The 26,029-nt window shown below is 66.6% G+C and carries 26 protein-coding genes; 8 read left to right on the forward strand and 18 right to left on the reverse strand.

The window, feature by feature from the left end; genetic code table 11:
* Positions 1-116 precede the first annotated feature (116 nt).
* Genes GTV32_RS09630 through GTV32_RS09645 form a run of 4 tightly spaced genes read right to left on the reverse strand, consistent with a single transcriptional unit; the run spans position 117 to position 3,582 of the window.
* On the reverse strand, positions 117-776 hold the full coding sequence (locus tag GTV32_RS09630) for a 3-oxoacid CoA-transferase subunit B (protein ID WP_161060081.1): 660 nt from the start codon (positions 774-776) through the stop codon (positions 117-119).
* Positions 777-785: 9 nt separating this feature from the next.
* Positions 786-1,595 carry a CoA transferase subunit A gene (locus GTV32_RS09635; RefSeq protein ID WP_161060083.1) on the reverse strand — a complete coding sequence of 270 codons (810 nt, stop codon included), beginning with the start codon at positions 1,593-1,595 and terminating at the stop codon, positions 786-788.
* The gene (pcaD, locus tag GTV32_RS09640; RefSeq protein WP_161060085.1) at positions 1,592-2,362 is read right to left on the reverse strand and encodes a 3-oxoadipate enol-lactonase; all 771 of its coding nucleotides are present in this window, start codon (positions 2,360-2,362) and stop codon (positions 1,592-1,594) included. Before pcaD ends, GTV32_RS09635 begins: the two co-directional genes overlap by 4 nt.
* Positions 2,359-3,582 (reverse strand): acetyl-CoA C-acetyltransferase, encoded by a 1,224-nt coding sequence (locus GTV32_RS09645; RefSeq protein ID WP_161060087.1) that lies wholly within the window; start codon positions 3,580-3,582, stop codon positions 2,359-2,361. Before GTV32_RS09645 ends, pcaD begins: the two co-directional genes overlap by 4 nt.
* Positions 3,583-3,658: 76 nt before the next feature.
* Between GTV32_RS09645 and GTV32_RS09650 the strand changes: the two genes are divergently transcribed.
* A complete protein-coding gene (locus tag GTV32_RS09650) occupies positions 3,659-4,549 on the forward strand; it encodes a LysR substrate-binding domain-containing protein (RefSeq protein WP_161060089.1) in 891 nt (296 codons plus the stop codon).
* Positions 4,550-4,580: 31 nt separating this feature from the next.
* Here GTV32_RS09650 and GTV32_RS09655 read toward each other — a convergent pair whose 3' ends face one another.
* The 5 genes from GTV32_RS09655 to GTV32_RS09675 all read right to left on the reverse strand — a co-directional run bounded on the left by GTV32_RS09655 (position 4,581) and on the right by GTV32_RS09675 (position 9,857).
* Positions 4,581-6,128, reverse strand: a complete 1,548-nt coding sequence (locus GTV32_RS09655; protein ID WP_161060091.1) for an FAD-dependent oxidoreductase — start codon at positions 6,126-6,128, stop codon at positions 4,581-4,583.
* Positions 6,125-7,015 (reverse strand): FAD:protein FMN transferase, encoded by an 891-nt coding sequence (locus GTV32_RS09660; RefSeq protein ID WP_343287270.1) that lies wholly within the window; start codon positions 7,013-7,015, stop codon positions 6,125-6,127. Before GTV32_RS09660 ends, GTV32_RS09655 begins: the two co-directional genes overlap by 4 nt.
* A gap of 7 nt (positions 7,016-7,022) precedes the next feature.
* Positions 7,023-7,484, reverse strand: coding sequence for an FMN-binding protein (locus tag GTV32_RS09665; protein WP_161060095.1), 462 nt, complete (start codon positions 7,482-7,484; stop codon positions 7,023-7,025).
* A 93-nt stretch (positions 7,485-7,577) separates the two neighbouring features.
* Entirely contained in the window at positions 7,578-9,269 is a 1,692-nt protein-coding gene (locus GTV32_RS09670; RefSeq protein ID WP_237421507.1) for a substrate-binding domain-containing protein, read from the reverse strand.
* Between the two features lie 150 nt (positions 9,270-9,419).
* Complete coding sequence (locus GTV32_RS09675) at positions 9,420-9,857, reverse strand: SRPBCC family protein (protein ID WP_161060099.1); 438 nt, start codon at positions 9,855-9,857, stop codon at positions 9,420-9,422.
* On the opposite strand from GTV32_RS09675, the gene GTV32_RS09680 reads away from it, so the two are divergent.
* Positions 9,835-10,446, forward strand: coding sequence for a DNA-3-methyladenine glycosylase (locus GTV32_RS09680; RefSeq protein ID WP_161060101.1), 612 nt, complete (start codon positions 9,835-9,837; stop codon positions 10,444-10,446). The two genes, GTV32_RS09675 and GTV32_RS09680, sit on opposite strands and share 23 nt — an antisense overlap.
* On the opposite strand, the gene GTV32_RS09685 is transcribed toward GTV32_RS09680, so the two are convergent.
* The 3 genes from GTV32_RS09685 to GTV32_RS09695 are packed head-to-tail and all read right to left on the reverse strand — an operon-like array spanning position 10,437 to position 14,398.
* Positions 10,437-10,700 (reverse strand): antitoxin, encoded by a 264-nt coding sequence (locus tag GTV32_RS09685; protein ID WP_161060103.1) that lies wholly within the window; start codon positions 10,698-10,700, stop codon positions 10,437-10,439. The two genes, GTV32_RS09680 and GTV32_RS09685, sit on opposite strands and share 10 nt — an antisense overlap.
* A gap of 9 nt (positions 10,701-10,709) precedes the next feature.
* On the reverse strand, positions 10,710-13,220 hold the full coding sequence (locus GTV32_RS09690; protein ID WP_161060105.1) for an HAD-IC family P-type ATPase: 2,511 nt from the start codon (positions 13,218-13,220) through the stop codon (positions 10,710-10,712).
* The gene (locus GTV32_RS09695; protein ID WP_161060107.1) at positions 13,217-14,398 is read right to left on the reverse strand and encodes an MBL fold metallo-hydrolase; all 1,182 of its coding nucleotides are present in this window, start codon (positions 14,396-14,398) and stop codon (positions 13,217-13,219) included. Before GTV32_RS09695 ends, GTV32_RS09690 begins: the two co-directional genes overlap by 4 nt.
* A 187-nt stretch (positions 14,399-14,585) precedes the next feature.
* Here GTV32_RS09695 and GTV32_RS09700 point away from each other — a divergent pair, with 187 nt between their 5' ends.
* Positions 14,586-15,209 (forward strand): TetR family transcriptional regulator, encoded by a 624-nt coding sequence (locus GTV32_RS09700; protein WP_161060109.1) that lies wholly within the window; start codon positions 14,586-14,588, stop codon positions 15,207-15,209.
* Here the strand turns inward: GTV32_RS09700 and GTV32_RS09705 are convergent.
* From GTV32_RS09705 to GTV32_RS09715, 3 genes are all read right to left on the reverse strand, one after another.
* Entirely contained in the window at positions 15,191-16,336 is a 1,146-nt protein-coding gene (locus GTV32_RS09705) for an XdhC/CoxI family protein (RefSeq protein ID WP_161060111.1), read from the reverse strand. The genes GTV32_RS09700 and GTV32_RS09705 overlap by 19 nt on opposite strands.
* A gap of 39 nt (positions 16,337-16,375) precedes the next feature.
* Entirely contained in the window at positions 16,376-18,100 is a 1,725-nt protein-coding gene (locus tag GTV32_RS09710) for a hypothetical protein (RefSeq protein WP_161060113.1), read from the reverse strand.
* Positions 18,101-18,250: 150 nt separating this feature from the next.
* Complete coding sequence (locus GTV32_RS09715) at positions 18,251-18,982, reverse strand: enoyl-CoA hydratase (RefSeq protein ID WP_161060115.1); 732 nt, start codon at positions 18,980-18,982, stop codon at positions 18,251-18,253.
* Between the two features lie 34 nt (positions 18,983-19,016).
* Here GTV32_RS09715 and GTV32_RS09720 point away from each other — a divergent pair, with 34 nt between their 5' ends.
* From GTV32_RS09720 to GTV32_RS09740, 5 genes are read left to right on the forward strand one after another with little or no spacing between them, the layout of a single operon-like run.
* Positions 19,017-20,159 carry an FAD-dependent oxidoreductase gene (locus tag GTV32_RS09720; protein ID WP_343287271.1) on the forward strand — a complete coding sequence of 381 codons (1,143 nt, stop codon included), beginning with the start codon at positions 19,017-19,019 and terminating at the stop codon, positions 20,157-20,159.
* A 52-nt stretch (positions 20,160-20,211) separates the two neighbouring features.
* Entirely contained in the window at positions 20,212-20,508 is a 297-nt protein-coding gene (locus GTV32_RS09725) for a helix-turn-helix transcriptional regulator (RefSeq protein ID WP_161060117.1), read from the forward strand.
* The gene (locus tag GTV32_RS09730; protein WP_161062432.1) at positions 20,508-21,098 is read left to right on the forward strand and encodes a hypothetical protein; all 591 of its coding nucleotides are present in this window, start codon (positions 20,508-20,510) and stop codon (positions 21,096-21,098) included. The genes GTV32_RS09725 and GTV32_RS09730 overlap by 1 nt, the downstream gene beginning before the upstream one ends.
* Positions 21,095-22,000 carry an ATP-binding cassette domain-containing protein gene (locus tag GTV32_RS09735; protein ID WP_161060120.1) on the forward strand — a complete coding sequence of 302 codons (906 nt, stop codon included), beginning with the start codon at positions 21,095-21,097 and terminating at the stop codon, positions 21,998-22,000. Before GTV32_RS09730 ends, GTV32_RS09735 begins: the two co-directional genes overlap by 4 nt.
* Entirely contained in the window at positions 21,997-23,226 is a 1,230-nt protein-coding gene (locus tag GTV32_RS09740; protein ID WP_161060122.1) for an ABC transporter permease, read from the forward strand. The genes GTV32_RS09735 and GTV32_RS09740 overlap by 4 nt, the downstream gene beginning before the upstream one ends.
* Here GTV32_RS09740 and GTV32_RS09745 read toward each other — a convergent pair.
* The 3 genes from GTV32_RS09745 to GTV32_RS09755 are packed head-to-tail and all read right to left on the reverse strand — an operon-like array spanning position 23,192 to position 25,966.
* A complete protein-coding gene (locus GTV32_RS09745) occupies positions 23,192-24,220 on the reverse strand; it encodes an enoyl-CoA hydratase/isomerase family protein (protein ID WP_343287272.1) in 1,029 nt (342 codons plus the stop codon). The two genes, GTV32_RS09740 and GTV32_RS09745, sit on opposite strands and share 35 nt — an antisense overlap.
* Before the next feature lie 42 nt (positions 24,221-24,262).
* Positions 24,263-25,564, reverse strand: a complete 1,302-nt coding sequence (locus tag GTV32_RS09750) for a deoxyribodipyrimidine photo-lyase (protein ID WP_161060124.1) — start codon at positions 25,562-25,564, stop codon at positions 24,263-24,265.
* Positions 25,565-25,597: 33 nt separating this feature from the next.
* Entirely contained in the window at positions 25,598-25,966 is a 369-nt protein-coding gene (locus GTV32_RS09755) for an FKBP-type peptidyl-prolyl cis-trans isomerase (RefSeq protein ID WP_161060126.1), read from the reverse strand.
* Positions 25,967-26,029 lie beyond the last annotated feature (63 nt).

Here is a 26,029-nt window from a genome sequence, read left to right on the forward strand (position 1 = left end):
GTCGAGTAGGCCCCGAGCGCAGCGAGGCGCCAAATCGAGACCACCCGACAACACCCGGTCTCGATACGCCACTCACTCCGATCGCAGCTACTCGACCACAACGCAGAGACGCGGTGTCAGACTGACGCCGGCTCGCTCACCGACGTCCGATCCACCACCGGCGCACCGGTTTTTGCCTCGACGACCGCGAGGTCGACACCGGCCGCGAGTTCGACCACGTCGAATCCCGAACCGTTGACATCGAACACACCGAGATCGGTGATGACGCGGCTCACCACAGACCGACCGGTGAGCGGCAGTGAGCAGTCGGCGACCAGCTTGGGATCACCCTTCTTGGTGGTGTGTTCCATCAGTACGATGACCTGGCCGGCGCCGTTGACCAGGTCCATGGCGCCGCCGATGCCCTTGACCATCGCACCCGGGACCATCCAGTTGGCCAGGTCGCCGTTGCACGCGACTTGCATGCCGCCCAGCACCGCGACGTCGACATGTCCGCCACGGATCATCGCGAAACTCGTTGCCGAGTCGAAGAACGACGACCCCGGCAACACCGACACGGTCTGCTTACCGGCATTGATGAGGTCCGGATCGACCTCGTCGTCATATGGATACGGTCCGACGCCGAGGATTCCGTTCTCCGCGTGCAGAGTGATTCCCGAGTCGTCGGGCAGATGGTCGGGAATCATCGTCGGCAAACCGATACCCAGGTTCACGTAGGCGCCGGGGCGGAGTTCGCGCGAGGCACGTGCCGCCATCTCGGTACGAGTCCAGGTCATGGTGTCCTCCTAGGAGTGAACAGGCTGGTCGGTGTGGTGGGAGTCGGTCCGATCGGGTCGGGGCCGCGTGGTGCGCTGCTCGACCTCCTTGCGCGCAGCCTGTTCCGGGGTCAGCTCGACGATGCGCTTGACGAAGATCCCCGGCAGGTGGATCTCGTCGGGGCCCAGCTCCCCGACCTCGACGACACGCTCCGCCTCGACGATCGTGGTCCGTCCGGACATCGCCGCGGGCGGATTGAAATTCCTTGCCGCGGCGTGGAACTTGCAGTTGCCTGCCTTGTCGACCACGGCCGCGCGGATGAGCGCGTAGTCGGTGACGATCGCCTCTTCGAGGACCATGTCCTCACCGTTGAACGTGCGCACCTCTTTCGGCTGCGACGCGAGAGCGACACTGCCGTCGGGGTTGTACCGCCACGGCAGCCCTCCGTCGGCGACGAGCGTCCCGACACCCGTCGGTGTGTAGAAGGCGCCGATCCCGCTGCCACCGGCACGCATGCGCTCGGCGAGCGTGCCCTGCGGTGTCAGCTCGACGGTGACCTCGCCCGCCAGGAACTGCCTGCCGAACTCCTTGTTCTCCCCGATGTAGGAGGCGATCACCTTGTCGATCTTCCTGGCCTCCAACAACAGTCCGAGTCCCGCGCCGTCGACGCCACAGTTGTTCGACACGATGGTGAGCTCGGCCGCACCCTGGTCGAGCAACGCCTCGATGAGAAACCACGGGATGCCCGCGAGCCCGAATCCACCGACGGCGAGGCTGGCGCCGTCCGGTATGTCGGCAACCGCGTCGGCGGCGGAATCTGCCAGTTTGTCGATGCTCATACTTGCTCCAGGTGTTCGATCAGTGCGGGCGTGATGATCTCGGGTTGCTCGGCGTTGGCGAGGTGTGCCGACTGCGGGACGACGAGGAGTCGACCGTTCTGCACTCTGTCGGCGATCTCTTCGAGCTTGGCCGGCGGGGATGCCGGATCGTCTGCGCCGGCAATTGCCAGGGTCGGGGCGGAGATCGATGCGAGCTCCGAACGCTGGTCCATCACCGCGATCGCTTCGCAGCACGACGCATATCCCTCGGCGGACGTATCGGCCACCATCGCTTCGTGGTAGCGGCGGCTGTCCGGGTTGCCGGACAGGTAGGCGGGGGTGAACCACCGCTGCACAACGGCTTCCGCTACGGCTGCACTCCCCTGGGCGCGAACGGTGGCCGCCCGGTCGGTCCACGCCGACGACGGGGTGAGCTGCGCTCCGGTGCACAGCAATCCGAGCGAATTCAGCCGCTCCGGATTGCGAATCGCGATCCGCATCGCCGTCATACCACCGAGTGAGAGTCCCACCACGTGGGCGCGCTCGACGTCGAGCCGGTCGAGCAAACCGATCACGTCGTCGGCCAGGTCGTCGATCGTGTACGGGCCCTGCGGTACCGGCGACGCACCGTGCCCTCGCGTGTTGTAGCGGACCACGCGGAACCGTTCCTCGAACGCCGAGAGTTGGGCATCCCACATCCGGTAGGTCGATCCGAGCGAATTCGACAGCACCACAACGGGTCCGTCGGCACGTCCGGAGACCACCGCCTCCACCTCGACCGCGCTCATCGGATGACCTCGAAGATCGCTGCCAGACCCTGGCCGCCGCCGATACACATCGTCTCCAGTACATGGCGCGCATCGCGACGACGCGCCTCGTGTGCTGCGGTGGCCAGGATGCGAGCACCCGTGGCACCGATCGGGTGTCCCAGAGAGATCCCGGAGCCGTTGGGATTCAAGCGATCATCGGTCGCGTCGACTTTCCATTCGGCCAGGACCGCGAGTGCCTGGGCGGCGAAGGCCTCGTTGAGTTCGATGAGGTCGATCTCATCGAGGGTGAGGCCGGCACGCTCGAGCGCAGCGGCAGTGGCGGCCACCGGGCCGATGCCCATCACCTCTGGCTCGCAGCCCGTGACCGCCCACGACGTGAGTGCGAGCATCGGATCGAGACCTCGACGAGCAGCTTCGTCACGGGTCGTGACGACGCACATGGCGGCGCCGTCGTTCTGACCGGACGCATTGCCGGCGGTCACAGTGGAGTCGGGGTCGATCTTGCGGCGGATCGGACGTAGCGCGGCCATCGACTCCACCGAGGCATCCGCACGGGGATGCTCGTCGCGATCCACCACGACGTCCGGCTTTCCGCGTCTGCCGGGGACTGTCACGGAAACGAGTTCGTCGGCAAACCGGCCATCGTCGTGGGCCGCGATCGCACGCTGGTGGGAGCGAACCGCGAGTTCATCCTGCTCCGTCCGGCTGATGTCGTATCGGGCACGGAGGTTCTCGGCGGTCTCGATCATCCCGCCGGGGACGGGATGGCTGTCGCCGCCGGCCGTGAGGCGTCCCCGATCGAGGCGATCCATCAGTTCGACCCCACCCTGTCGGATGCCGGTCCGCAGACCCAGCGCGTAGTGCTCGACATTCGACATCGATTCGGCACCGCCGGCCACCACCAGGCGGGCGCCGCCGGTGGCGACCTGCGCGGCACCGTTGAGGATCGCCTGCAGCCCGGAACCGCAGCGCCGGTCGACCTGCATCCCGGGAACCCCGGTGCCGAGCCCGGCATCGAGGGCAGCGACCCGGCCGATCGCCGGAGCCTCACCGTTGGCATATCCCTGGCCGAGGATCACATCATCGATGTCACCTTCGCCGAGGCCGGTCCGCGAGGCGAGCTCACGCAGCAATCCGGTGGCGAGGTCGGTCACGGTCAGTGAGGCGAATGCGCCCCCCATCCGCCCGACCGGGGTGCGTAACGGCGAGCAGATGACAACGTCGGATCCGGAACTCATACGTCCACCATAAGAACGACATCCGATATTGAGAAGTATTTATTTCCCCGCTGTTGATATATGTAGAGTCTCAATTATGGAGCTTCGTCATCTTCGGTACTTTCGGGCCGTCGCCGAGGAACTGCACTTCGGTCGTGCCGCGGAACGGTTGCACATCGCGCAGCCACCGTTGTCGCAGCAGATCCGCCATCTCGAGGCCGAACTCGGTGTGACCCTCTTCGTTCGGTCAACCCGACGCGTGGAACTGACGCCCGCGGGCACGGCCTACCTGAAACGGGTAGAGGCCATCCTCGACGCCGTCGACGTGGCCGGTCTGCAGGCGCAACGCGTCGCCGAAGGCCGGCAGGGCACGCTGGCGATCGGCTGCGTCGGTTCGGCGACCTACTCGCTGCTTCCCCGCCTGGTCCGCGCTCTTCGCGAGGAGCTCCCCGACCTCGACGTCAGTGTGCGCGGCGAGATGCTGGCACCCGCACAGCTGTCGGCTCTGATGGCCGGCGAGATCGATCTGGCGCTGCTGCGCCCCCCGGCCGGCGGCGCCGAGATCGTCGTCGAGACGATTCGACACGACCGGCTGTTCGTCGCAGTACCCGAAGGTGACCCCCGCTGGCGGGGCGAGACCGTCCACGTCGGCTCCCTTCGCGACGCCGAGATCATCGTCCACGCCGGCCACGGCCGTTCGGTCATGAACGGCATTGTCGCGGCGATCTGTGCATCGGCCGGATTCGTGCCGGCAATCCGGCACGAGGTCACGGAGACGTCGACGCTGGTGACCTTGGTGGCCGCGGGACTCGGCGTGGCGATCGTCCCCGAACCCACCGCCGCGCTCGGTGTCGCCGGGGTGCGATATCTGCCCTTGAGTCCGGGCGTCGCACCTGTCGATCTCGCCGTCGCACGACGCGCCGACGACCCGTCACCGATGATCGAGCAGGTTCTCGCGGTCCTACGGCGGCTGGCGCAAGAGGAGTGACAATCCCTTCCCCGTCGTCGGAGCGGGGCCCTCAGTAACCGAGGAATGCGTCGGTGTGGACACGCCAGAATTGCCACCGGGACGCAGGGTCGAGGCGCCGGATACTGCGAGCACTCGACCGGACGAATCTCGGATTGCCAGACGCGAAATAGTGCGGAGAGCCGTCGATGTCCCCGATCAGTTCACGCAGCGCGCCGTCGTCGAGGCCGTCGGCGTGATCGGCCGATTCGACCACCCGGACCGAGGCTCCGGCATCTCGTGCCACATCGAGGACATCGCCGAAGACCTCGCGGTCGGCCGTCCGGACGACGTGGATCAGCGTGACGCGACTCAGGTCACCGCCGTCGGCGATCGCGGAGCACAGCATCGACCGGAACGGCGTGATCCCGATACCCGACGCCAGCAAGACGATCGGCCGACCTCTCCTGGTCCGGGGCAGGACGAAATCGCCTCCCGACGAGTCGAGGAACACGCGAAGGTTGTCGCTCGCGATGAGAGCGCGCTTGAAGTGTGAGGGCGTGCCCGACGCGGTGAACGCGAAGCGGACCCCGTCGGTGCCCGGGGCGTCCGCGAAGGAGAACACTCGCCGTGAACCGCGCCAGACCGGTCTCGACCACGCCGGCGTGCTGAGCAGTGCCCACTGTCCGGGGACGAACGTCGTCGGCGCCGGCGCGCTCAGTTCCATCTCATAGGTGTCCGCTGCGATGGCACGCGCGCGACCGGCGGGGACGAGGGGCATACGCCGCGCGGACGGACTGTGCGTCACGAGCCGGACGATGAAGGCATAGAGCGATCCGACGAGGAGTGCGGTCTCCGGGACGAACTCGAGACTGAACGAGTCGGTCACCGGGATCGAGACCTGCCAGTACATCAGCACGCCGACAATGGCCCCGTAGATCGACCGGTGCATGCGCGTCGTCGGAGACGTGAGGGGCTCCGGCAACATCACCGCCGCCACGAAGAACGTCGGGCTCGATGCGTACCAGAATTCCAGTGACTGTCCGCCTTCGGTCATCTCGAGGACACCGATCGTCGCCAGTGTCGCCACGAGGAAGACCACGACCAGTCGCCACTCGCGGAGCACCGTCACCAAGAGCATTCCGATGACGATCATCGGGATCACCAAGGGTTTCGCGGCGATCCACCACAGTGGGTAACCGATGGAGCCGACCTCTGCGTACGCCAACGCGTAGACCACCACGGCGCCCGCGACCGCGGGATTGATCACCACCCGACGTCGCCACGCCAGCACGTACTTCGATGCTCCGGCCGCGGCCGCTCCGACCGCGACCGTGATCGCCGAACCCGAATCCGTGACGCCCGGCAGGATGAAGAACAGGATCAACGCCGTGATCAACCAGGAATCCGATCCGGGCGGCACCCGGATCACGGCGGCGCCCAGATAGGTCACGAACCCGATGACGAGCACTGCGATCGTCAACGACAACGCCAGTTCGTCCGGCCGGTAGGCGAACTCGTCATCTGTCGCTGACACCACGAACGCCACCACGGCGAGAAGCAACAGCGACAGCAGGACGGCACGGTGAGCCGTCAGCCACGACGGGATCAGCCGCGTCATAGGAACAATTCCAGCCCCGGGACGTCGGTGTGCTCGACGGTCCCGTTTCGTCGGACGGTCACGTGATGGAATCCCACGTCGTCGAGATCGAAGCCGGATCGCAGGGTCGACGCCGAAGTGAAGAACAGCGCGGTGGCCAGCCCGTCCGCGAGCATCGCGTCGGAGGCCATCACCCAGGTGGCAAGCACCTCCCGGGCAGGGGACGCCGAACGTGGGTCGACGATGTGGTGCCAGTCCGCCCACGCGCGTCGGTTGGCGGCCGAAGCGCAGATCGCTCCGTCGCCGAGTTCCACCACCCCGATGGCCTTCTCGGCGTCGAGCGGGTGCTCGAGTGCAACCCGCATCGGACCATCGGGCCATCGGATCCGCATGTCACCGCCGCCGTCCACCACATAGCTGTCGACCTCCTCGCCGACGATCGCAGCGACGCGGTCGACGGCGAACCCCTTCCCGGCGGCCCCGACGTCGAGGAGCACCGGGCGACGGACCTCGAGTGCGCCGGTGTGAGCGGAGAGAACATCGTCCCACCGAGGCGCGGATCCGACCACGGGCTGCGGCACCAGGCTGTACTCGGCGTCGTAACCGGCGTCGGCGAGGACCTGACCCACCATCGGCGACACCGCTCCGCCCGTCAGGTCATACAGCCTTCGATACCAGTCGACGAGAGGTTGATCCGCCGAGGCGATGAGATGACGGCCCCCATGTCGGGCGATCTCGGCGACTGTGGAGTCGTCCCGGAACCGGGACCAGACGCGATCGATCCGATCGAGTTCGTCGGCCACTCGATGCGCCGCATCATCGGTGAGAGGAGTGGGCGTCGAGATCTCCCAGCGCGTACCGAGGGCATCGAAACACCACTCATGGGTCTGCGATCGCACAGCGGTCACCGACGTATCAGACCTGTGCCTCGGTCTTGATCTGGTCGATCGCATCGTTGAAGCCCGTCGACGTCAACGACGATCCGGAGACCTTGTCGACGTCGAGGTCGTCGATGTTCTTGCCGACCACCAAAGCGTCGATGCCGCTCGCGAACTTGCCCTGGAATTCCTTGGATGTTCCCTTGGTCTGGCTCGTGTCCAGGCTCAGTGCCGTGATCATCGAGTTCGACAGTGTGACGGTGACACCGACCTGCTGCGGTCCGCCCGGTGACACGTAGTGCCCGGTCGCCGAGTACTCCCCGTCCTTGTAGGTCCCGCTTGCCGCCGAGGCGGTGTCGGTCGCACCGCCGGAAGCCATCGAACTCGTCACGGCGGTGTCCGAAGGGTCGTCGGCTCCGCATGCACCGGTCACGAGTCCGACGGTGGCCAGCGCTGCGGCCACCCCGGCGGCACGGGGCAGGGCGTCTTTACGGGTCATGCATCGATTCTGCAGCAGGGCCCACCCGACGACCAGCGGGCGAAGCGAATCACCAGGTGATCCTCAGGTGACGGACAGCTCCCGTCGGTCGGATCAGCGCCCGGCCGCGGCCACACGTGCCTGGATCGCGTCGACGAACACGGATTTGATGTCCTCCGGTGTCTGCGCCACGTAGGTGGTGCCGCCCGGGGTGGCATCGGCGATCTCCTTCAAGGCTTCGGTGTCGGCGTCCTCGGAGATCCCGATCGTCAGGATCAGGACCGGACGCGCCGGATCCTCGAGTTCTTTCAACTGCCCGAGCAACTGGTCGAGGGTGATGCTGTTCGGGTCCTCGTTCTGACCGTCGGTCATGATGATGACCGAATTCGAGTAGTTCGGGTCGTAGCTGTCCTGCACCGTTTTGAACGCCGCGAGCGTGGTGTCGTAGAGGCCGGTCCCGCCACCGAGTTGAGAGGGCGCGAGACCACGACGGACCGCGCGGGCCAGTTCCTGACGATGCGTTCCGCCACCCACGGCCGCCGCATCGAGGCGCCGGATCGGGGACATCCACTTCCAGTCCTGACCGGACCCGCCCTTGTCGATACCGAACGCCCAACCGCCGACCATGGCGTTGTTGGGGAACAGGGTGAGACCGGTCATCGACGCATCGATGAGCAATCCGGCGCGCGTCGTGTCACCCGCCGGAGCGGCCATGGAACCCGACGTGTCCTCGACGACGAGCGTACGGATGGGCACGCCGAGCACCTGCCACTGCCGGATCGCCCGGTCGACCTGTGACGGATCCTTGAGCTCGAGGTTCTTGACCTCACCGATTCCGGCTCCGTCGGGTAGCGCGGCACCGTCCGGATTGCGGTAGCCGGACTCGTTGAGGGTCTTCTGGCCGTCCGATGACGCAAGCCGGTCGGCCAGTTCCTTGCCCGCCTTCGCCGCCGTGTCGCTGCGTGCCGAGCTCGCCGTGTTGACCATCGGGTAATCGAGCATCACGGTGCCGTCGGAGGGTACCGACGCCTTGAGTTCCGATCCCTTGTGGGTTCTCGTGAACAGCAGGTACTGCTGTTCGGTGGTCACCACAGGGACATCGGTGGTGTTCGCGAGGTTCAGTCGGGTGCGCTCGCTGTCGTTGGCCAGACGCGCGTTGTTCTGCTGCACCGCCAGCACCGTCATCGCGCCGGTCAGCTGTTTCTCGGACAGATTTCCGGCGTTGACCTCGGCCAGTGCGCCGACAATGGGTGCGTCACCGGTACTCGTGTCGATCGGGCTGCCGGTTCGCAGATCCTGCAGCTTCATGACATCGACCCAGCTGTTCAACTGCGGGACGGACTTCCCGACGACCACGGTCGGCGAGGAGGCGATCGACGGCGACACCATGTTCAGATCGCGACGCACCTGCGTGGTGACCCGGCGCGCCTGGATCTGCGAATCTGCAACCCACAGGTCCGGCGCCTTGTCGCCACTGGTCAGCTGACCGGGCACCTCGGCACCGTCGACGCCGTTGACCTCGTAGTCGTAGCAGGAATCCTCCGATGCCCGCTGGGCGACGGTGCGAAGTGCACTCGTCATCGATGGGTCCGAGGCGATGGCGATGGTCTCCCGGTCACCACACCCGACGGCGCCCGTTCGCCACAGCACGAAGCCGGTGACGAGGGCGGCCACCACGATCAGCGCGGCTGCGCCCCAGAGCCATCCCGCACGACGACCCGTCGAGGTACGTCGGTGTTCGAACCCGAAATCGTCGTCGGAGCCGCGCCGAGACGACTGCCGCTCGATCGGACCGCTCGCGGGCATGTCGATCGGGCCCGTCCGAGACGCTCGTTGCGCCGCCGACCCCTGTTGCTCACGTCCCGCTCGCGGTTCCGGCCGATCTCGACCTTCTCCCGACTCCGGGCGCTCACCGCCCGAACTGTGACGCCCCATCGCCGTCCCCCTGTTTGTCGTCTAGCCGAAGACCTCACGGAAGGTCGTCAACGACTTCCGCAGATCTCCGGATACCGCCATGGCCGCTGCCTTGCCGGCCGGCCCGATCAGTGGCAAACCGCCGAGATCAACTGTGAAGGTTACTGTCGATCCCGAATCGGCGGGCGCTATGCCCAGGTCGAGCTTGGCCTTCACGCCACCCTTGCCGTTGCCTTTCAACCGCACCTGTTCCAGTGGACGGTACTTCTCGATCGTCCAGTCGAACCGGATGCGGGTGCCCTTGACCTTGACCACCGATGCGAGAGAAACACCTTCGCCGAGTTCGTCGGCGGCCGGAATCGCCGATCGCCACCCGTCGTGCAGCACGAGCCACTCCGTGTAGCGCGTCAGATCCGACGCGGCGGCCCAGGTATCTTCGACAGACAGGTCCACATCGATGGAGTCACTAGTCTTGGCCATGGTCAGTGAGCCTAGCGTCAGCGACAACGCCCGAGCGCTGCTGGGCACCGTTCTGCGCGGGCACGGCGTTGCCGCCCGCATCACGGAGGTCGAAGCGTACGGCGGCCGCGACGACCCGGCGTCGCACGCATATACCCGCACCCGCAGGTCGGAGATCATGTACGGCCCACCTGGACGCCTCTACGTCTACCGGATCCACGGCCACTTCTGCGCCAATGTGGTGACCGGACCCACCGAACAGGGTTCGGCGGTGCTGATCCGCGCCGGCGAGATCATCGACGGCCTGGATCTGGCGCGAGAACGACGGCCGACCGCGAAGAACGACGTGTGGTTGGCACGCGGGCCGGGAAATCTCACCCGCGCACTCGGCATCACGATGGACGATCTCGACAGCCACCTCGACGACGGCCGACCGGTCAGCCTGGAGCGATCACCGGCGGTGACGCCGGCAGCGATCAGTTCCGGACCACGCGTCGGGGTGCGACGTGCCGCCGACGTGCCGTGGCGGTTCTGGATCGCCGCCGACCCGACCGTCTCGTCCTATCGGCGGCATGCGCGAGCCGAGACAGCTGCCGAACTCTATCCCTGAGGCGGATTCTGCTTCGGCTCTTCAGGTTTCGGCGGAACGACGTTCGGCTGATCGGGTTTCGGCGCCGGTGGCGGGTTCTGCGGATTCGGGGTGTCCGCGCCGACCGCCTTCTTGACGGCGTCCTGCGCTTTGTCGACATGACCGGCGTACTTGCCACCGGTGACCTTGTTGACCGTGTCGCCGCCCTTTTCGATCAGGCTCGGGTTGCCCTTGAGCGCGGCCTTGGCCTTGTCCACAAGTCCTTTGAGATCCATGGTGAAAGTCTAGTCAGTCATGGCGCTCGGTTGCAGTCCGCCGCCGCCGGGATCGCCGGCGTCCGCCCGCCGCCGATCTCGTGCCGCCACGATCCGCGGAGCGATCCGCGAGACCGCTTCGACCGCGGCGATGCCCACCGCGGCCGAGACCGCCGCCACCGACATCATCTGTGCATTCGACGAGTCCAGCTTGAACAGGTCCTGGGTCCACGGCCACGCGAAGATCACCACGTATGCCGCGACCGACACCCCGAGCAAGATCACCTTCCACCAGTTGTACGGCCGCGCGACCACCGCCAGCACGTAGAGCGCGACGGCGATCAGGGTCATCAGGGTCGCGGTCGCCGCCTGCGTCTGCAGGGGACTGAGGTCCACCGAGTCGTTGCTCCCGATCTCCACGCCGGCCCCACCTGGGTTCACGATGACGTAGGTGACGAAGGCGGCGAGGCCGACGATGATGCCGTTCGGCACCGCTTGGGACAGGACCCGGCGGACGAAGCCAGGTCGAGCACGTTCGTTGTTCGGTGCCAGTGACAGTACGAACGCCGGGATGCCGATCGTGAACCACGCCGAGATGGTGACGTGGATCGGCTGGAACGGGTAGCTGAGGGAGCCGGCGCCGAACAGGTGATCCACGAGTCCACCGATGCCGACGAACAAGGCGAGCAGCACCGCGTAGACGGTCTTGGTGAGGAACAGGTTGGAGACCCGCTCGATGTTGCCGATCACCCGGCGCCCCTCGCCGACGACGTAGGGCAACGTGGCGAACTTGTTGTCGAGCAACACGATCTGCGCAACCGAGCGCGCCGCCGAGCTTCCCGATCCCATCGCCACTCCGATGTCGGCGTCCTTGAGTGCGAGCACGTCGTTGACGCCGTCACCTGTCATCGCGACGGTGTCGCCCGCGGACTGCAACGCCTTGACCATCGCTCGCTTCTGATCGGGACGTACCCGTCCGAAAGTGACACCGCGTTCGACAACGCCGGCCAGCTCCGCCTGGTCGGCGGGCAGACTGCGTGCATCCACCGAGGTCTCCGGCGAGCCGAGGCCGAGTGAGGCCGCCACCGCACCGACCGAAAGCGCGTTGTCGCCGGAGATCACCTTGACGTCGACATGCTGACTCGCGAAGTAGTCGAGGGTGTCCCGCGCGTCGGGGCGCACGCGCTGCTCGAGCACGACCAGCGCGACAGGGGTGACCGAGCCGGGGGTGACGGCACCGGGCGCGGGCTCGGTGTCGACCGGCACGTCGGTCTGCGCGAGCAGCAGAATCCGTAGGCCCGACGACCCGAGATCGTTGGCGAGGACGGCGGTGGCACTCCCCGGATCGAGGAGCACGTCGGGCGCACCGATCAGCCAGTTCCCCATGTCCTGACCGGTGGACTGGTCGCGGAAGGACATTCCGCTCCACTTCTTGGCCGAGGTGAAGGGCGCCACCGTGACCAGTGACCACGACGGCGGCTCCGGGTACGCCTCGGACAACGCCAGCATGCTGGCGTTCGGACGCGGGTCGTGTGCCGCCAACGACGCCAGGACCGGTCCGAGGTCGATGCTCGACTCCCCCGCGACCGGCCGAACCTCTGCCAGTCGCATGCCGTTCTCGGTGAGCGTTCCCGTCTTGTCCGCGCACACCACATTGACTCGCGCCAGGCCCTCGATCGCGGGCAGCTCGTTGACCAGACATTGCCGCTGACCGAGCCGCACCACGCCGACCGCGAACGCGATCGACGTCATCAGGACCAGACCTTCGGGCACCATCGGCACCAGCGCGGCGACCATGCCGAGCAAGGAGGCGCGAATCCCGTTGTCGCTGATGAACAGCTGGTTGACGATGGTGAGGACGCCCGCCGGGATCAACAGCCACGTGATCACCTTGAGGATCTGGTCGATCCCCGACCGCAGTTCCGAGGAGACCAGGGTGAACTTGGATGCTTCCGACGCCAGTTGTGCGGCGTATGCGTCAGCGCCGACCTTGGTGGCCCGGTACGCACCGGAACCCGCGACCACGAAACTCCCCGACAGGATCGGATCGCCCGGCGCCTTGTCGACTGGATCGGCCTCCCCGGTGAGCAGCGATTCGTCGACGTCGAGGGCCAGTGCATCGACCATCTCCCCGTCGACGACCACCTGGTCACCTGCACCGATCTCGATGATGTCGTCGAGGACGATCTCGTTCGGAGGCAAGGCGACGACCTGCCCGTCGCGCCGCACCATCGGCGTCGTCTGACCGACGATGGCCAGCTTGTCCAGCGTCCGCTTCGCGCGGATCTCCTGGATGATGCCGATACCGCTGTTCGCGATGATGAGCAGGCCGAACAGTCCGTTGATCAGCGAGCCTGTGGACGCGACGATCACGAACAGCACGCCGAGGATCGCGTTGATCCGGGTGAACACGTTGGCTCGGACGATGTCGGCGACCGACCGCCCCGACCGATCCGGCATATCGTTGACCTGGCCGGCGGCCACCCGGCGTGCGACGTCTGTCGAGGTGAGGCCGGGATGGCCGGCGGACACCTGGGTCACGCGCAGACCTCCCACCACATGGGGTCCTGGAGACCGGTTCCGGATCGCGTCACGAGATCGATCGCGCCACCGGGCTGCGGAACCATCACCGTGGCTGCGTTCTCGTCTGCGGCGGGCAGCAGCCTGGCGATGGGATCACCCCACGAATGCCGGGCGAGATTGAACGTCCCCCAGTGGATCGGGATCATCACCGCGTCGCCTACGCGATCCCGGGTCACCATCCGGTGCACTCGTACCGCTTCTTCGGGGTTGACGTGCACATCGGGCCAGACCGGATCGTAGGCACCCACCGCGACCAGCGTGAGGTCGACGCCGCCGAGCCGCATCCCGACCTCGTCGAACTGCTCGGAGAAACCGGTGTCACCGGAGAAGAAGAAACTGTGCGCGGGTCCGGAGACCACCCAGCTCGCCCACTGCGTCAGGTTCCGGGTCAGGGAGCGCCCGGAGAAGTGGCGAGCCGGGGTGCAGGTGAAGGTCAGGTCGCCGTGACCGAAGGACAGGACCTGATCGTCCCACCAGTCGAGCTGGTCGATCCGGTCCGCGGCGATCCCCCACGACACGAGGTGCGCCCCGACCCCGATGGGTGCGACGAAACGGGCCCCCGGCTGTCGCGCCGCGAGGTCGACCACCGTGGGCATGTCGAGGTGGTCGTAATGATCGTGGCTGATCAACACCACATCGATCGGAGGGAGATCGGCGACTCCGGCAGGTGCAGCGTGCATACGGGCCGGCCCGACGGCGCGGGCCGGCGAGCAACGCTGACTGAACACCGGATCGGTCAGTATCCGCATCCCGTCGAGTTCGACGAGGACGGAGGCGTGTCCCAGCCACGTGGCGCGCAACGCCCCCGCCTGATCGGCGAAGTCGGGCCGCAGGACCGGGATCGGGCCGCGTGGCCTGCCCGGCCGCCGAATCATGTCGAGGAGCACCCGGAAGTCGGCGTCGACCGCCGGTTCGGACTGTTCGGCATTGTGGAACATTCCGTCGCGCAGTCGCGGTGAACTCGCCGTGTGCCTGCGGATCTCCGCGGTCTCGGCGCCGAGAGCCCGCGCCGCTGGAAGTCCGCGCCGGGCCAGTCCGCCGGTGACCGCATTGGCCGTCGTGAGACCCGCCGTCGTGAGTGTTGAGGCGGCACGCTGGGCGAGATTTGTGCCGGTCCGGCTGATCGTCGAGGTCACGGGGTTCAGGATAGTGCCGTCCGACGGCAGAACGGCCTGTGATGCGACGTGTCGATCGTCTCGCCGAACCGCCCAGGGTCGGCGGACCCACCCATCTCACGTCCGTTGCCCGATTCGCACTGATAGGCTTCGGCGAACACGTCACTACACATGTGCAGGTCACATGCGGTCCTGGGGGTAGTCTTCGTTGGCACGAATGTCTGTCGGGGAGCGTCGAACGGCGCTCATCGAGGCCGCCTATCGCGTGATCGCCGATCACGGCGTCGAAGGTGCGACGACACGTCGCATCTGCGCGCACGCGAACATGCCACTCGCCAGTTTTCACTACGCGTTCGACAGTCGTACGGCGTTGCTCTGCGCGGTGATGGAGACAGCCGTGCCCTCGGACATCAGCCGGATGCTGGAGGCGATCCTGCCGATGGCCGCGGACCCGGAGGGCCGGGGGCGCGAGGCGATGCGCAAGAACGCGCAAGCACACCTGGAGGGCTTCTACACGCTGCTCAAAGCCGACCCCGGACGGATGCAGGCCACCATTTCGCTGGGCATCTACGCGCACAATCACGCGGAGCTCCAGCAGGTCGGCAAGGAGATGTACGGACGTCTCTATGACGTTGCCGGCGTCGGCTTGGAGATCACAGCCGAGCGCGCGGGTGTGCGATGGACGGAACCGGTCTCCGATCTCAGCCCGGTCATCATCGCCGCCACCAACACGATCACCCTCACCTACCTCAGCACCTCCGATGACGTGGCGATCGCCAAGATCATCGAGCTGGTGGTCACCGCTCTGATGTCCTACGTCGTCGAGGACTGAACAGACTCTGCTCCGGTTTCCGAACCGGTTTCTGTGGCGGCGCGTCGATGGATCGGTCCGTCGAGGTCCTGGATGCGCTGCCCGCTTCCCCCGTTTCGTTCGGATATCAATTGCGCCACAACGGAGATCGCCACCTCGGACGGGGTGTGACCGCCGAGGTCGAGGCCGAGCGGCGACCGTAACCGATCGAGGTCGTCGCGCGGGACGCCGGCGTCGATCAGGCGGGCGATGCGATCGGTGTGGGTGCGTCGGGACCCCAGTGCACCCACGAAACCGACCCGGCACGACCGCAGAGCCGACCTCAGGACCGGCACATCGATCTTGGCGTCGTGCGTCATCACGCATACCGCCGTGCCGGAATCCGTTCGTCCCGATTCGATCTCGCTGTCGAGATACCGATCCGGCCAGCCCACGACGACCTCGTCGGCGTCGGGGAACCGTGCCGCCGTGGTGAACACGGGGCGCGGGTCGACCACCGTGACGTGATAACCGATGCTTCTCGCCGCGGTGGTGAGCGCGCGCACGAATTCGTTGGCGCCGACGGCGATCAACCGTCGCGGCGACGAGAACGTCTGCACGAATGTCCGCGGACGGTCGGCCGCGCAACCGAACGGGACCTCGGTGTCGTCGGCGCCGACGATCCCGCTGCACCCCGCGTCGAGTAGGTCGGCGATGTCCTCGTCGAGGCCGCGCCACCGCTCGACGGTGTCGGCGTGGTTGATCCGCCACACCGGGTGGGTGGTCAGCGTGGTCGCCACGGCGACCGGTCGTCCGATGGCGAGTGCCGAGAACAGCGCGCCGAGATCGCCCACACGATCTGTGTCGAGTCGCTCGACGAAGACCTCGATCTCTCCCCCACAGGTCAGTCCGACGGCGACATCGTCGAGGTCCGCCGGACCGAACCGCGTGGCGACGGCGCAGCCGGTGTCGAGCACGTCGGTCGCCGTGTGCACAATCGCGGAGTCGACACATCCACCGGAAAGCGAGCCGATCACCTCACCGGCGGTGGTCACCGCCATCGCCGCTCCGAGTTGCCGCGGCGTCGGACCGCTCGTCGCCACCACCCGCGCCAGCGCCACCGGACCGGCGTCGAGACGGTCCAGCAGCGCGGCGATCAGGTGGTGCATCTCCCCAGTTTCCCAGAGCCCGGTCTCGACGGTGCCGAACTAGCTCTGCGCGGGCAGCACGTGCTCACCGGACTTGTCACACGACAGGGCCAGCGAACTGATGTACTGCTTCTCTCCATTCGGCCCCGGGACCGCGGACGCGATCATGTCCGGACGCTCGAACTCGATCCCCGTGACGCAGCACATCAGCTTCACGTCGGTCGGGTTGCCGTGCTCGTCGTACATCGGAATGTCGATGCCGTCGTCGGTGCGGCGCAGGTAGTACTTGCCCTTGGTCGCGAGTGCGATGATCGGCGGCAGCACCAGAGCGAGCACCAGCGCGACGAGCGGCGAGTACGGCTGGATGGCATCGCCGAAGACGTGGAAGTACACCATGATCGACGCCGCACCCGCGACGATCACCGACACGAATCCGACCGGGTTGACGTTGTAGAGCATGCCGCGACGGAACTCGGGCTCCTTGGGCGAGATCTTCAGCAGATACTTGTTGATCGCGATGTCGGAGGCGACGGTGACGATCCAGGCGATCGCCAGGTTGGCATAGAAGTTCAGCAGTTCGTTGAGGAAGCTGAACATGTTGGCCTCCATCAGCACGATGGCGATGGCGACGTTGAAGACCAGGAACACCAGACGCCCTGGGTACGTCTTGGTGACACGGGTGAAGCTGTTGGTCCAGGCGAGCGATCCCGAGTAGGCGTTGGTGACATTGATCTTGACCTGGCTGATGACCACCAGGATGACGGCGAGGGTCAGCGCCAGCCAGTGCGGCATGAAGTCTTCGTAGATCGCCAGGAACTGGTGCACGGGCTCGTTGGCGACGCCCGCCTGATCGGCGAAGTTCATGATCAGGTACACGGCGAGGAAGAGCCCGACGACCTGCTTGATCGCACCGAAGATCACCCAGCCCGGCCCGGCGGTGAGGACCGCCGTCCACCACTTGCGGTTGTTCTCCGGCGTCTTGGGAGGCATGAACCGCAGATAGTCGATCTGCTCGGCGATCTGCGCGATCAGGGACAGGCAAACACCCGCGGCGAGCATGGTGCCGGCGAACGAGACACCGTGTCCTGCTTGACCATCGGTGCCACCACTGAAGGACAGGAAGTCGCCGATGGCGTCGGGATGCTTGATGACGAGATACAGGAAGGGAGCCACCATCATGATCAGCCACAGCGGGGTGGTCCACACCTGCAACTTGGCCAGGGTGTTCATCCCGTAGATCACCAACGGGATGATCAGCACCGACGACAGCAGGTAGCCGAGCCACAGCGGGATACTGAGACCCAGTTTGAGGCCCTGGGCCATGATCGAACCCTCGAGCGCGAAGAAGATGAACGTGAACGACGCGAAGATGACATTCGTCAACACCGAACCGTAATAGCCGAATCCGCTTCCGCGGGTGATGAGGTCGAGGTCGATGTTGAATCGCGCCGCGTAATACGACAGCGGGTACCCGGTGAGCACGATGACCACCGCGAAGAACAGGATGCCCCACAACGCGTTTCCGGTGCCGTTGGCGATACCGATGTTGGCACCGATGGCGAAGTCGGCGAGGTAGGCGATGCCACCCAACGCCGAGATCGCCACGACACCCGGACCCCACTTGCGGTAACTGCGTGGCGCGAACCGGAGGGTGTAATCCTCGAGCGTCTCGCGTGCGGCGGCGGCCTGGGGGCCGGTGGCCACGATTCCCGTCTCGGCCTTCTCTACGTCACCGACTTGGTCGGCGAACTCCCCGACCCCGTCGTGGACCGACTCCTTCGACATACCGCTCCCTCACCAGTTCTCGTGCGCACTCCGGACCGGAGAACATCTTGGGTGAAGGTAGAAACGGGCGATTTCGATCACTTGACCGGAATGTTTCGGGCACGAAAACTCCCTTACCGCCCAGGTATGGGGACCGTTTTGCCCGATTCTTTACCGTCCGCTGAAATTCGGGCTGCGTTTCTCGGTCCGCGCGGCACGGCCTTCCGCGAGATCGTCGCTCTCCCATGCGCGCATCATCGCGGCCGACCGCTCCGACGGTGGTTCGTCGCGGGCGCCGTCGCCGTTGAGCACCAATTTGTAGTGCTGCAGGGTCAGGGGCGCCAGATCTGCGATGACCGAGGCCCACTGCCGGGCATCATCCAGATCGCCGATGCGGTTGGCGAAACCGAGTGCGTGGGCACGGTCCGCCGAGAGCGGGTCGCAGCCGATCAGCATACCGGCCGCCTGCCCGGCACCCACCAGGGAGGACAATCGCTTGATCGTCCATTCATCCACCGCCACACCGATCTTCGCGGCCGGAATCCCGGCAATCGCATCGGGTGCCATCACGCGCAGATCGGCCGCCATCGCGAGCTGAAGGCCGGCACCGAGCGCCGAGCCGTTCAGCGCGGCGACAACCGGGACCGGCGTCGCTTCGATCTGCTGCAGGGTGGTGATGAGTTTGTCCAGGAACGCAGGGTCGTACACCGGCCCGGACAGGTCGGCGCCTGCGCAGAAGACCGGCCCCCTCCCGGTGAGCACGATTGCCCGCGCACCCCCGTCGACCGCTTCGATGAATGCCTCGGAGAGCTCCGAGACCATGGTCTCGTCGAGGGCGTTTCGCTTGTCGGGGCGGTCGAGCTCGATGCTGACCACTGCACCTTCTGCAGACGAGTGAATCATGTGCCGAAGCCTACCGAGGTGACAGACTGCCCGTGTGGGTACTCCCGACAACGACAACGGTGTGCGCACCGATTGCGACGTGCTCGTCATAGGCGGCGGACAGGCCGGGCTGTCGGCCGCCTACTTCCTCGGGCGGTTTGCGCTCGGTGATCGGTATCAGCTCCTCGACCACGCACCGGGCCCCGGCGGTGCATGGCAGTTCCGCTGGCCGACGCTGACACTCGCCGCGGCCAATCGCGTACACGACCTGCCCGGTTACGGCCTCGTGGAGGCACTCGGCCGGGACTGCGAGTCCTTCCCGGCCGCCACCGCCGTCCCGGAATACTTCGGGAAGTACGAACAGAAGTTCGGCCTGCGCGTACACCGGCCGGTCGACGTCCGCGCCGTCGAGTACGGCGGTGGGTCCGGGTCGGGCGCAGACGACTTTGTCGCAACCCTCGGCAACGGCACACAGATCGCCGCCCGCACCATCATCAACGCCACCGGCACCTGGGAACGACCGTTCATCCCGCACGTCCCCGGGATCGGCGACTTTCGCGGCCGTCAGCTCCACACGCACGACTACGTCGGGCCCGAGGAATTCGCGGGCCTGCGGGTGCTCGTGGTCGGGGCCGGCATCTCGGCGGTCCAGTTGCTCATCGAGATCGCCCGCAGGGCGCCTGGGGTCCAGACGTTCTGGTGTTCCCGCACAGAGCCGGTGTTCGACCCGACACCGTTCGATCCGGACAAAGGCAGACGGGCGGTGGCACGTGTCGAAGAGCGCGTCCGCGCCGGTCTCCCGCCGACCTCGGTCGTCTCGGTGACCGGGTTGGCCCTCACACCGACCATCAGGGCCGCGCAGGACGACGGCATCCTCGCCTGGCGCCCGATGTTCACGCGGATCACCGAGCGCGGCGTGTGCTGGGACTGCGGGACGGACGGCACCAGCGGCGATCGCAGTCTCGACGTCGACGTCATCTTCTGGAACACCGGATTCCGCAGCGCACTCGACCACCTGGCACCGCTGCGCCTGCGCGGACCCGGCGGCGGGATCACCATGACCGGGCGGTTGGCGACCACGGTGGCCGCGGACCCGCGGGTCCAACTCCTCGGGTACGGGCCGTCGGCGTCGACGATCGGAGCGAACCGGGCGGGACGTGCGGCGGCCCGGAACGTCGCGGACTTCCTGGGTGGGTGACGGATCGCGCGAAAGCTTGACATTGTGTTGTGTTTTCCCAACAATCAGATAGGTGAGTCCTGTCAGACGGGGTGAGAAGCTCCCGATCTTCAATCGCATCGGCGTCCTGCGTGCCGAGCGAAAGATGTCGCGGGCACACCTTGCGGACCTGGTCGGCGTCAACGTCCAGTCGGTGGGCGCGCTCGAGCGTGGCGACAACTACCCGAGCCTCGACCTCGCGTTCCGTATCTGTGAGGTGTTCGACCTGCCCGTCGAGGCCGTGTTCAGCCGACAGGAGTTCGGGGCGATGTCGGCCGAGCTGTATCGCCGAGCCGCCGACGACACACAATCTGACCGCGGAGGATCATGATGAGGGATTTCAATTCGGCAATACCGGAGGAGGCGACCCCGGCGCTGTGGCGCCGATACGACGAGTGGCGAGCCGGCCGTCATCTCCGTTTCAACGAGAAGCACGCGGGCCGGCTGACCTCGTGGCGGAATCGTCGCGGGGCCCGGCGGTTGGTCCTCCTTCAGGTGGCCACCCTCGTCCTGGCCCTGGCCGGCGCGTTGATGTCGTTTGTCACGGCGTGGTTCCTGATCCCGTTCCTCCTCGGAGTGTTCGGCTCCATCGCGGTCCAGTACGCGCTCCGTATCGTCACCGGCTCCATCGCCGACACCCCGGTCCCCGCCCTCGACGAAATCCAGCTGGCCCAGCGCAATTCGGCGCGATCCATCGGGTTCGCCGTTCTCTACACCCTGATGTTCATCCCGTACATCATCCTCATCGTCCTGGGCACGCAAGACAGCGTCAGCGGCCAATCGGTGTATGGCACCGCCATACTGCTCATCACACTCGTGGTGATCGCGGTGGTGCTGCCGACAATGCTCACCGCCTGGTGGATGAACGACCCCGACCCAGAGGACCTTGTCACCGACGTCGACGAATGGAGGCACGAATGAGCAGCCCGCTGGTGATCGACGGATTGCACAAGCGATACGGTGAACTGATCGCTTTGCAGGACATGACCTTTCAGGTATCTCCGGGCGAGATATTCGGGTTCGTCGGGAGCAACGGTGCAGGCAAATCCACGACGATGCGGATCATCCTCGGGGTCCTCGCCGCGGACGCGGGCAGCGTCAGTCTCGGCGAACACCCGATCGATCTGCAGACCCGCCGCCACATCGGCTACATGCCCGAGGAGCGCGGCCTCTACCCGAAGATGAAGGTGGGTGAACAGCTCGTGTTTCTCGCCCGACTCCACGGGATGTCATCCGCCGCAGCGCGCGAGAGCGTGCAGCGGTGGACCGCCCGGCTCGGGGTCGAACATCGTGTGAACGACGACGTCGCCGACCTGAGTCTGGGCAACCAGCAGCGCGTTCAACTCGCTGCGGCCCTCATCCACGACCCCCGGGTCCTGGTGCTCGACGAGCCGTTCTCGGGACTCGACCCGGTGGCAGTCGATGTCATGAGCGACGTGCTCAAAGAGAAGGCGGCCGAGGGCATCCCGGTGATCTTCTCATCGCATCAACTGGATCTGGTCCAGCGTCTCTGCGACCGCGTCGGCATCGTCGCACGCGGCCGGATGCGAGCGCTCGGTCGAGTCGACGATCTCCGTGCACGCGAAGGCGTGACGCTGGAGGTTGTCGGGCCGTCGACCCGCACCCGATGGGCCGACGGCATCGCCGGCGTCGTGCAGGCCGACTACGACGTGGACACCGACCTGACGACCCTGCGGCTCGATCCCGACGTCGCCGACGACCAGGCCATCCTCGCCGCCGCCCTCACAGCAGGCCCGGTGCATCGCTTCGCGCCCTCGACCCCGTCCCTGACCGAGCTCTTCCGAGAGGTGGTCGCAGCATGAGATCCCCCGCAACGCAGCGTCCGCACGATCGCGACGGAGCAGATGGAGCCGGTGCCGCGCAATCGATCTGGCTGGTTGCCGAGCGGGAGATAGCAACCCGCGCGAAGACGCGCTCGTTCCTGATCAGCACGGGACTCCTGATGGTCGTGATCATCGTCGGCGCCATCGTCTGGTCGGCGCTGAGCGGCGGCGACGATGCCGATCGGGTCGGGTTGGTCGGCCAGGACACCACTTTGTCGCAGACCATCGAGGAGTTCGGGTCGGCCACCGGCACGTCGGTCGATGTGGTCCCCGTCGCGTCGGCAGCCGAGGCGCGGTCGCGGGTGGCCGACGGCGATCTCACCGCTGCACTCGTGCCGGGCGATTCGCCGCACTCGTATGTCGCGGTCTCCGAGAGCGGACTCAGTCCGACCCTCGACGGCGTACTGAGATCCTCGGTCGAGCAGGCCGGCCTGACCACCTCGCTCGCCGAGCGAGGCGTCGACGCCGCGTCCCTCCCGCAGGCCTCGATCACCGTCGAGCAGATGACTCCCGACAAGCCCGACGAAGGGCAACGCATCGTCATCGCACTCGTCGGCACCATCCTGTTGATCACCGCGATCATGATGGGCGGGTCGATGGTGGCCGTCGGAGTCGTGGAGGAGAAGACGTCTCGGGTGGTCGAGCTGCTGCTCGCGACGATCAAGCCATTGCACCTGCTGTGGGGCAAGATCATCGGCATCGGCGCCATCGCGATGGCGCAGGTACTGCTGCTCGGGGCGACCGCACTGATCGCGGGCCGGGTCACCGGCCTGTTGACGATCCCGGGAGCCGCGGCCGGGATGTTTGCGGCCGTCCTCGCCTGGTTCGTCCTGGGTTTTCTGTTCTTTGCCACGCTCTACGCGGCGACTGGCGCGCTCGTCTCCCGTCAGGAGGAACTCAACGCCAGCTCGGCACCGCTCACCATCCTGGCGATGGCGGTGATGTACTCCGGAATCTTCGGCATCCAGGCGCTCGACTCCACCCTGATCCAGACCCTTACCTGGATTCCGCCGTTCAGCGCCGCGCTGATGCCGATCCGGATCGCCACCGGCGACACCTCGACGATCCAGATCATCGTCACGTTCGCACTGATGGTGTTGGCCTGCGCGGCGGCCACGTGGTTCGCGTCCCGGATCTATCAGCGGTCGATCCTGCGGACCGGTACTCGCGTCAAATGGTCCGAAGCCCTGTCTCTCGCGCGCTGAGGTCCACGCGGGTGACGTCGGCGACCTCGTCGGCGAGACCCCACCGGAGCGCGGTCTGCGCCCCGATCGCGTCACCCGTGACGGCGAGGTGAAAGGTCCGCCATCGACCGATCCGCCGCGGGATGCCGACGGTCCCCCCGGCGCCAGGGATCAAACCCATGCTCACCTCGGGCAGACGGATGGCGACGTCCGGATCGACCACCACCCGACCGACCAGGCCGGGCAGTTCGATACCGGCGCCCACACACGCACCGTGCAGGAAGGCCGTCGTCCGGTCCGCGATCTGCGCCAGGCGGACCCCGGCCCCACCGGCCGTACGGATGAAATGGGCCAGCACCGGGTTGGGGGTGGTGCCGAACTCGTCGAGATCTCCCCCGGCACAGAACACCGGCCCGGCCCCGCGTAGGTGGATCTCCGTGACCGCCTCGTCGAGCACCGCCACATCGAGTGACTCGACCAGCGCGTCCCGCAGGGCCGCACCGAACGCATTGCGGCGCTCGGGCCGGTTGAGGGTGACCGTCAGGCGGCCCCCGTCGCGCTCCACGATCACCGGCGAGACCTGCGGGTTCGGGGGCAGCGGGCGGGGTCCCCGCGACGCGAGCCACGTCGCGAACTCGTCGCCTCCGAGCAGCGTCGAGTATGCCCACGACTCGACGTCCAGCGCCTGCCGGACGGACACTTGCGTCCCGGTGCGGAGCACCGCCGCCAGAGTGGTTGCGGCCTGCGGGTTGCGGGCAACATGTTCGGCGAGGTCGCGGGCTGCCATTTCCGGGTCGTCGGCGCCGACGACCGCCCGGTCTGCGGCCTCGTCTTCGGGAACGGCGTAGACGACATCGCACCGTTCGCCGATCTCGCCCCGGTCAGCAGGCGCGATCGGTCCGGATGCGAATCCTATCCGGACGGCACCGAGATGGCGGTCCGCCGACCAGGTGAGCCTGTCCCATGCCGCATCGTCGGCGATGTCGGCGACTAACGGGTCTGCGGTCACGATCACGGTGTCAGCCTAATCCGAGGACCGGACAGCGGCCGGTCGACCTCAGATCTGCCGAAACCGCCGTAGGGCCTCTTCCCGTTCGGTCTTGTGATCGACGATGGGTTCCGGATAGTCATCGGCGCCGTCGGCCACCCACCGGCGCACATACTCGCCGTCGGGGTCGAACCGCTTTTGCTGAGTCTCTGGATTGAACACCCGGAAGTACGGTGCCGCATCGGTTCCGGTGCCCGCCGCCCACTGCCAGCCGTGTTGATTGGAGGCCATGTCGCCGTCGACGAGTTGATCGAGGAACCATCGTGCGCCCCACCACCACGGCAAGTGCAGGTCCTTCACCAGGAACGACGCCGCGATCATCCGGACCCGGTTGTGCATGAAGCCGGTCTCGGCGAGCTGCCGCATGCCGGCATCGACGATCGGGAAGCCGGTTCGCCCCTCTTTCCACGCGTCGAAACGACGGTAGGCGTCGTCGTCGGTGTCGAGATCGATGTCGTCGAACTGACGATTCCAGTTGTGCCACAAGCTGTCCGGCCAGTGGTAGAGCACCGACGCATAGAAGTCCCGGAAGGCGAGTTCTCGGAGATATGCCTGTGCACTCTTCGACCCGCCGAGGTCGGCAGCCATCGTCCGGGGATGGATGTTACCGAATTTCAGATAGGCCGACATCCGGCTGCTGACGTCGAGATCCGGTCGGTCGCGGTTTCTTTCGTAGTCGTCGAGATCGGCGTCGACGAACTCCGACCAGCGGGCCAGCGCCGCGTCCTCACCCGCAGGAAGGTCGAGCTTCGCCGGCGCGGCCGGCACGCGGATACGCCCCGATCGACGAATACCACTGGGGTCCAACAAATCCGATTCCGCCACGGTGGATGACGCCGGCTGCCGCCAGCCGTGTTCACGCCATTGACGGAAGTACGGGGTGAAGACCTTGTACGGGTCGCCGTCGGGTTTGGTGACCCGTCCGGGTGAGACGAGATACGGGGACCCGGTGCCCTCGAGTGGGATCTCGCCGAGCGCCTCGGCGACGGCCGCATCGCGTCGCCGTCCGAACGGCGAGAAGTCGTCGCTCACCTGAACCGATGAGGCGTCCACCGCCGAGGCCAGCCGCGGGATCTCCTCCTCCGGCCGGCCGCGCACCACCAGCAGTTGTCCGAAGAGCTTGGTGTCGAGCTCCCGGAGGGAGTCGAACATGAAACTGAGACGTCGTGGACCCGAGGACTTCTCGAGCCTCGGGTCCACGACGAAACATGTCAGGAATGCGTCGCCGCGATCCTTTGCGGCGATGAGCGGCGGGAGGTCGCTCAGACGCAGATCGCGCCTGAGCCAAAGAACGGAGGGTGCCGACGGCACAGATCCGACCCGCTCGCTCGTCTGGAGAAGCGGCTATCCCACGCCCAGCAGATCGATGACGAACACGAGCGTCTTGCCCGAGAGTCGGTGCCCCGCACCGGCCGGGCCGTACGCGAGCTGCGGCGGCACGGTCAGCTGCCGACGACCGCCGACCTTCATGCCGGGAATGCCCTCTTGCCAGCCCGGGATCAAGCGGTCGAGCGGGAAGTTCGCCGACTGTCCGCGATCCCAGGAGGAGTCGAACTCTTCGCCGGTGTCGTATTCGACGCCGACGTAGTGGACGTCCACCACACCACCGCTCTGCGCCTCCGCGCCTTCACCGACGATGAGGTCCTTGACCTGCAGTTCGGCGGGTGCTGGACCCTCCGGGAATTCGACTACGGGCTTTTCTGTGCTGGTCAACGGGACTCTCCTTTGAGTCGTCGGAGCAGGTTTCTGTCAGGTCGGCGCACCTGCGCCGACCTC

The organism is Gordonia sp. SID5947, assembly GCF_009862785.1.
In the GTDB taxonomy this organism is placed as follows: domain Bacteria; phylum Actinomycetota; class Actinomycetes; order Mycobacteriales; family Mycobacteriaceae; genus Gordonia.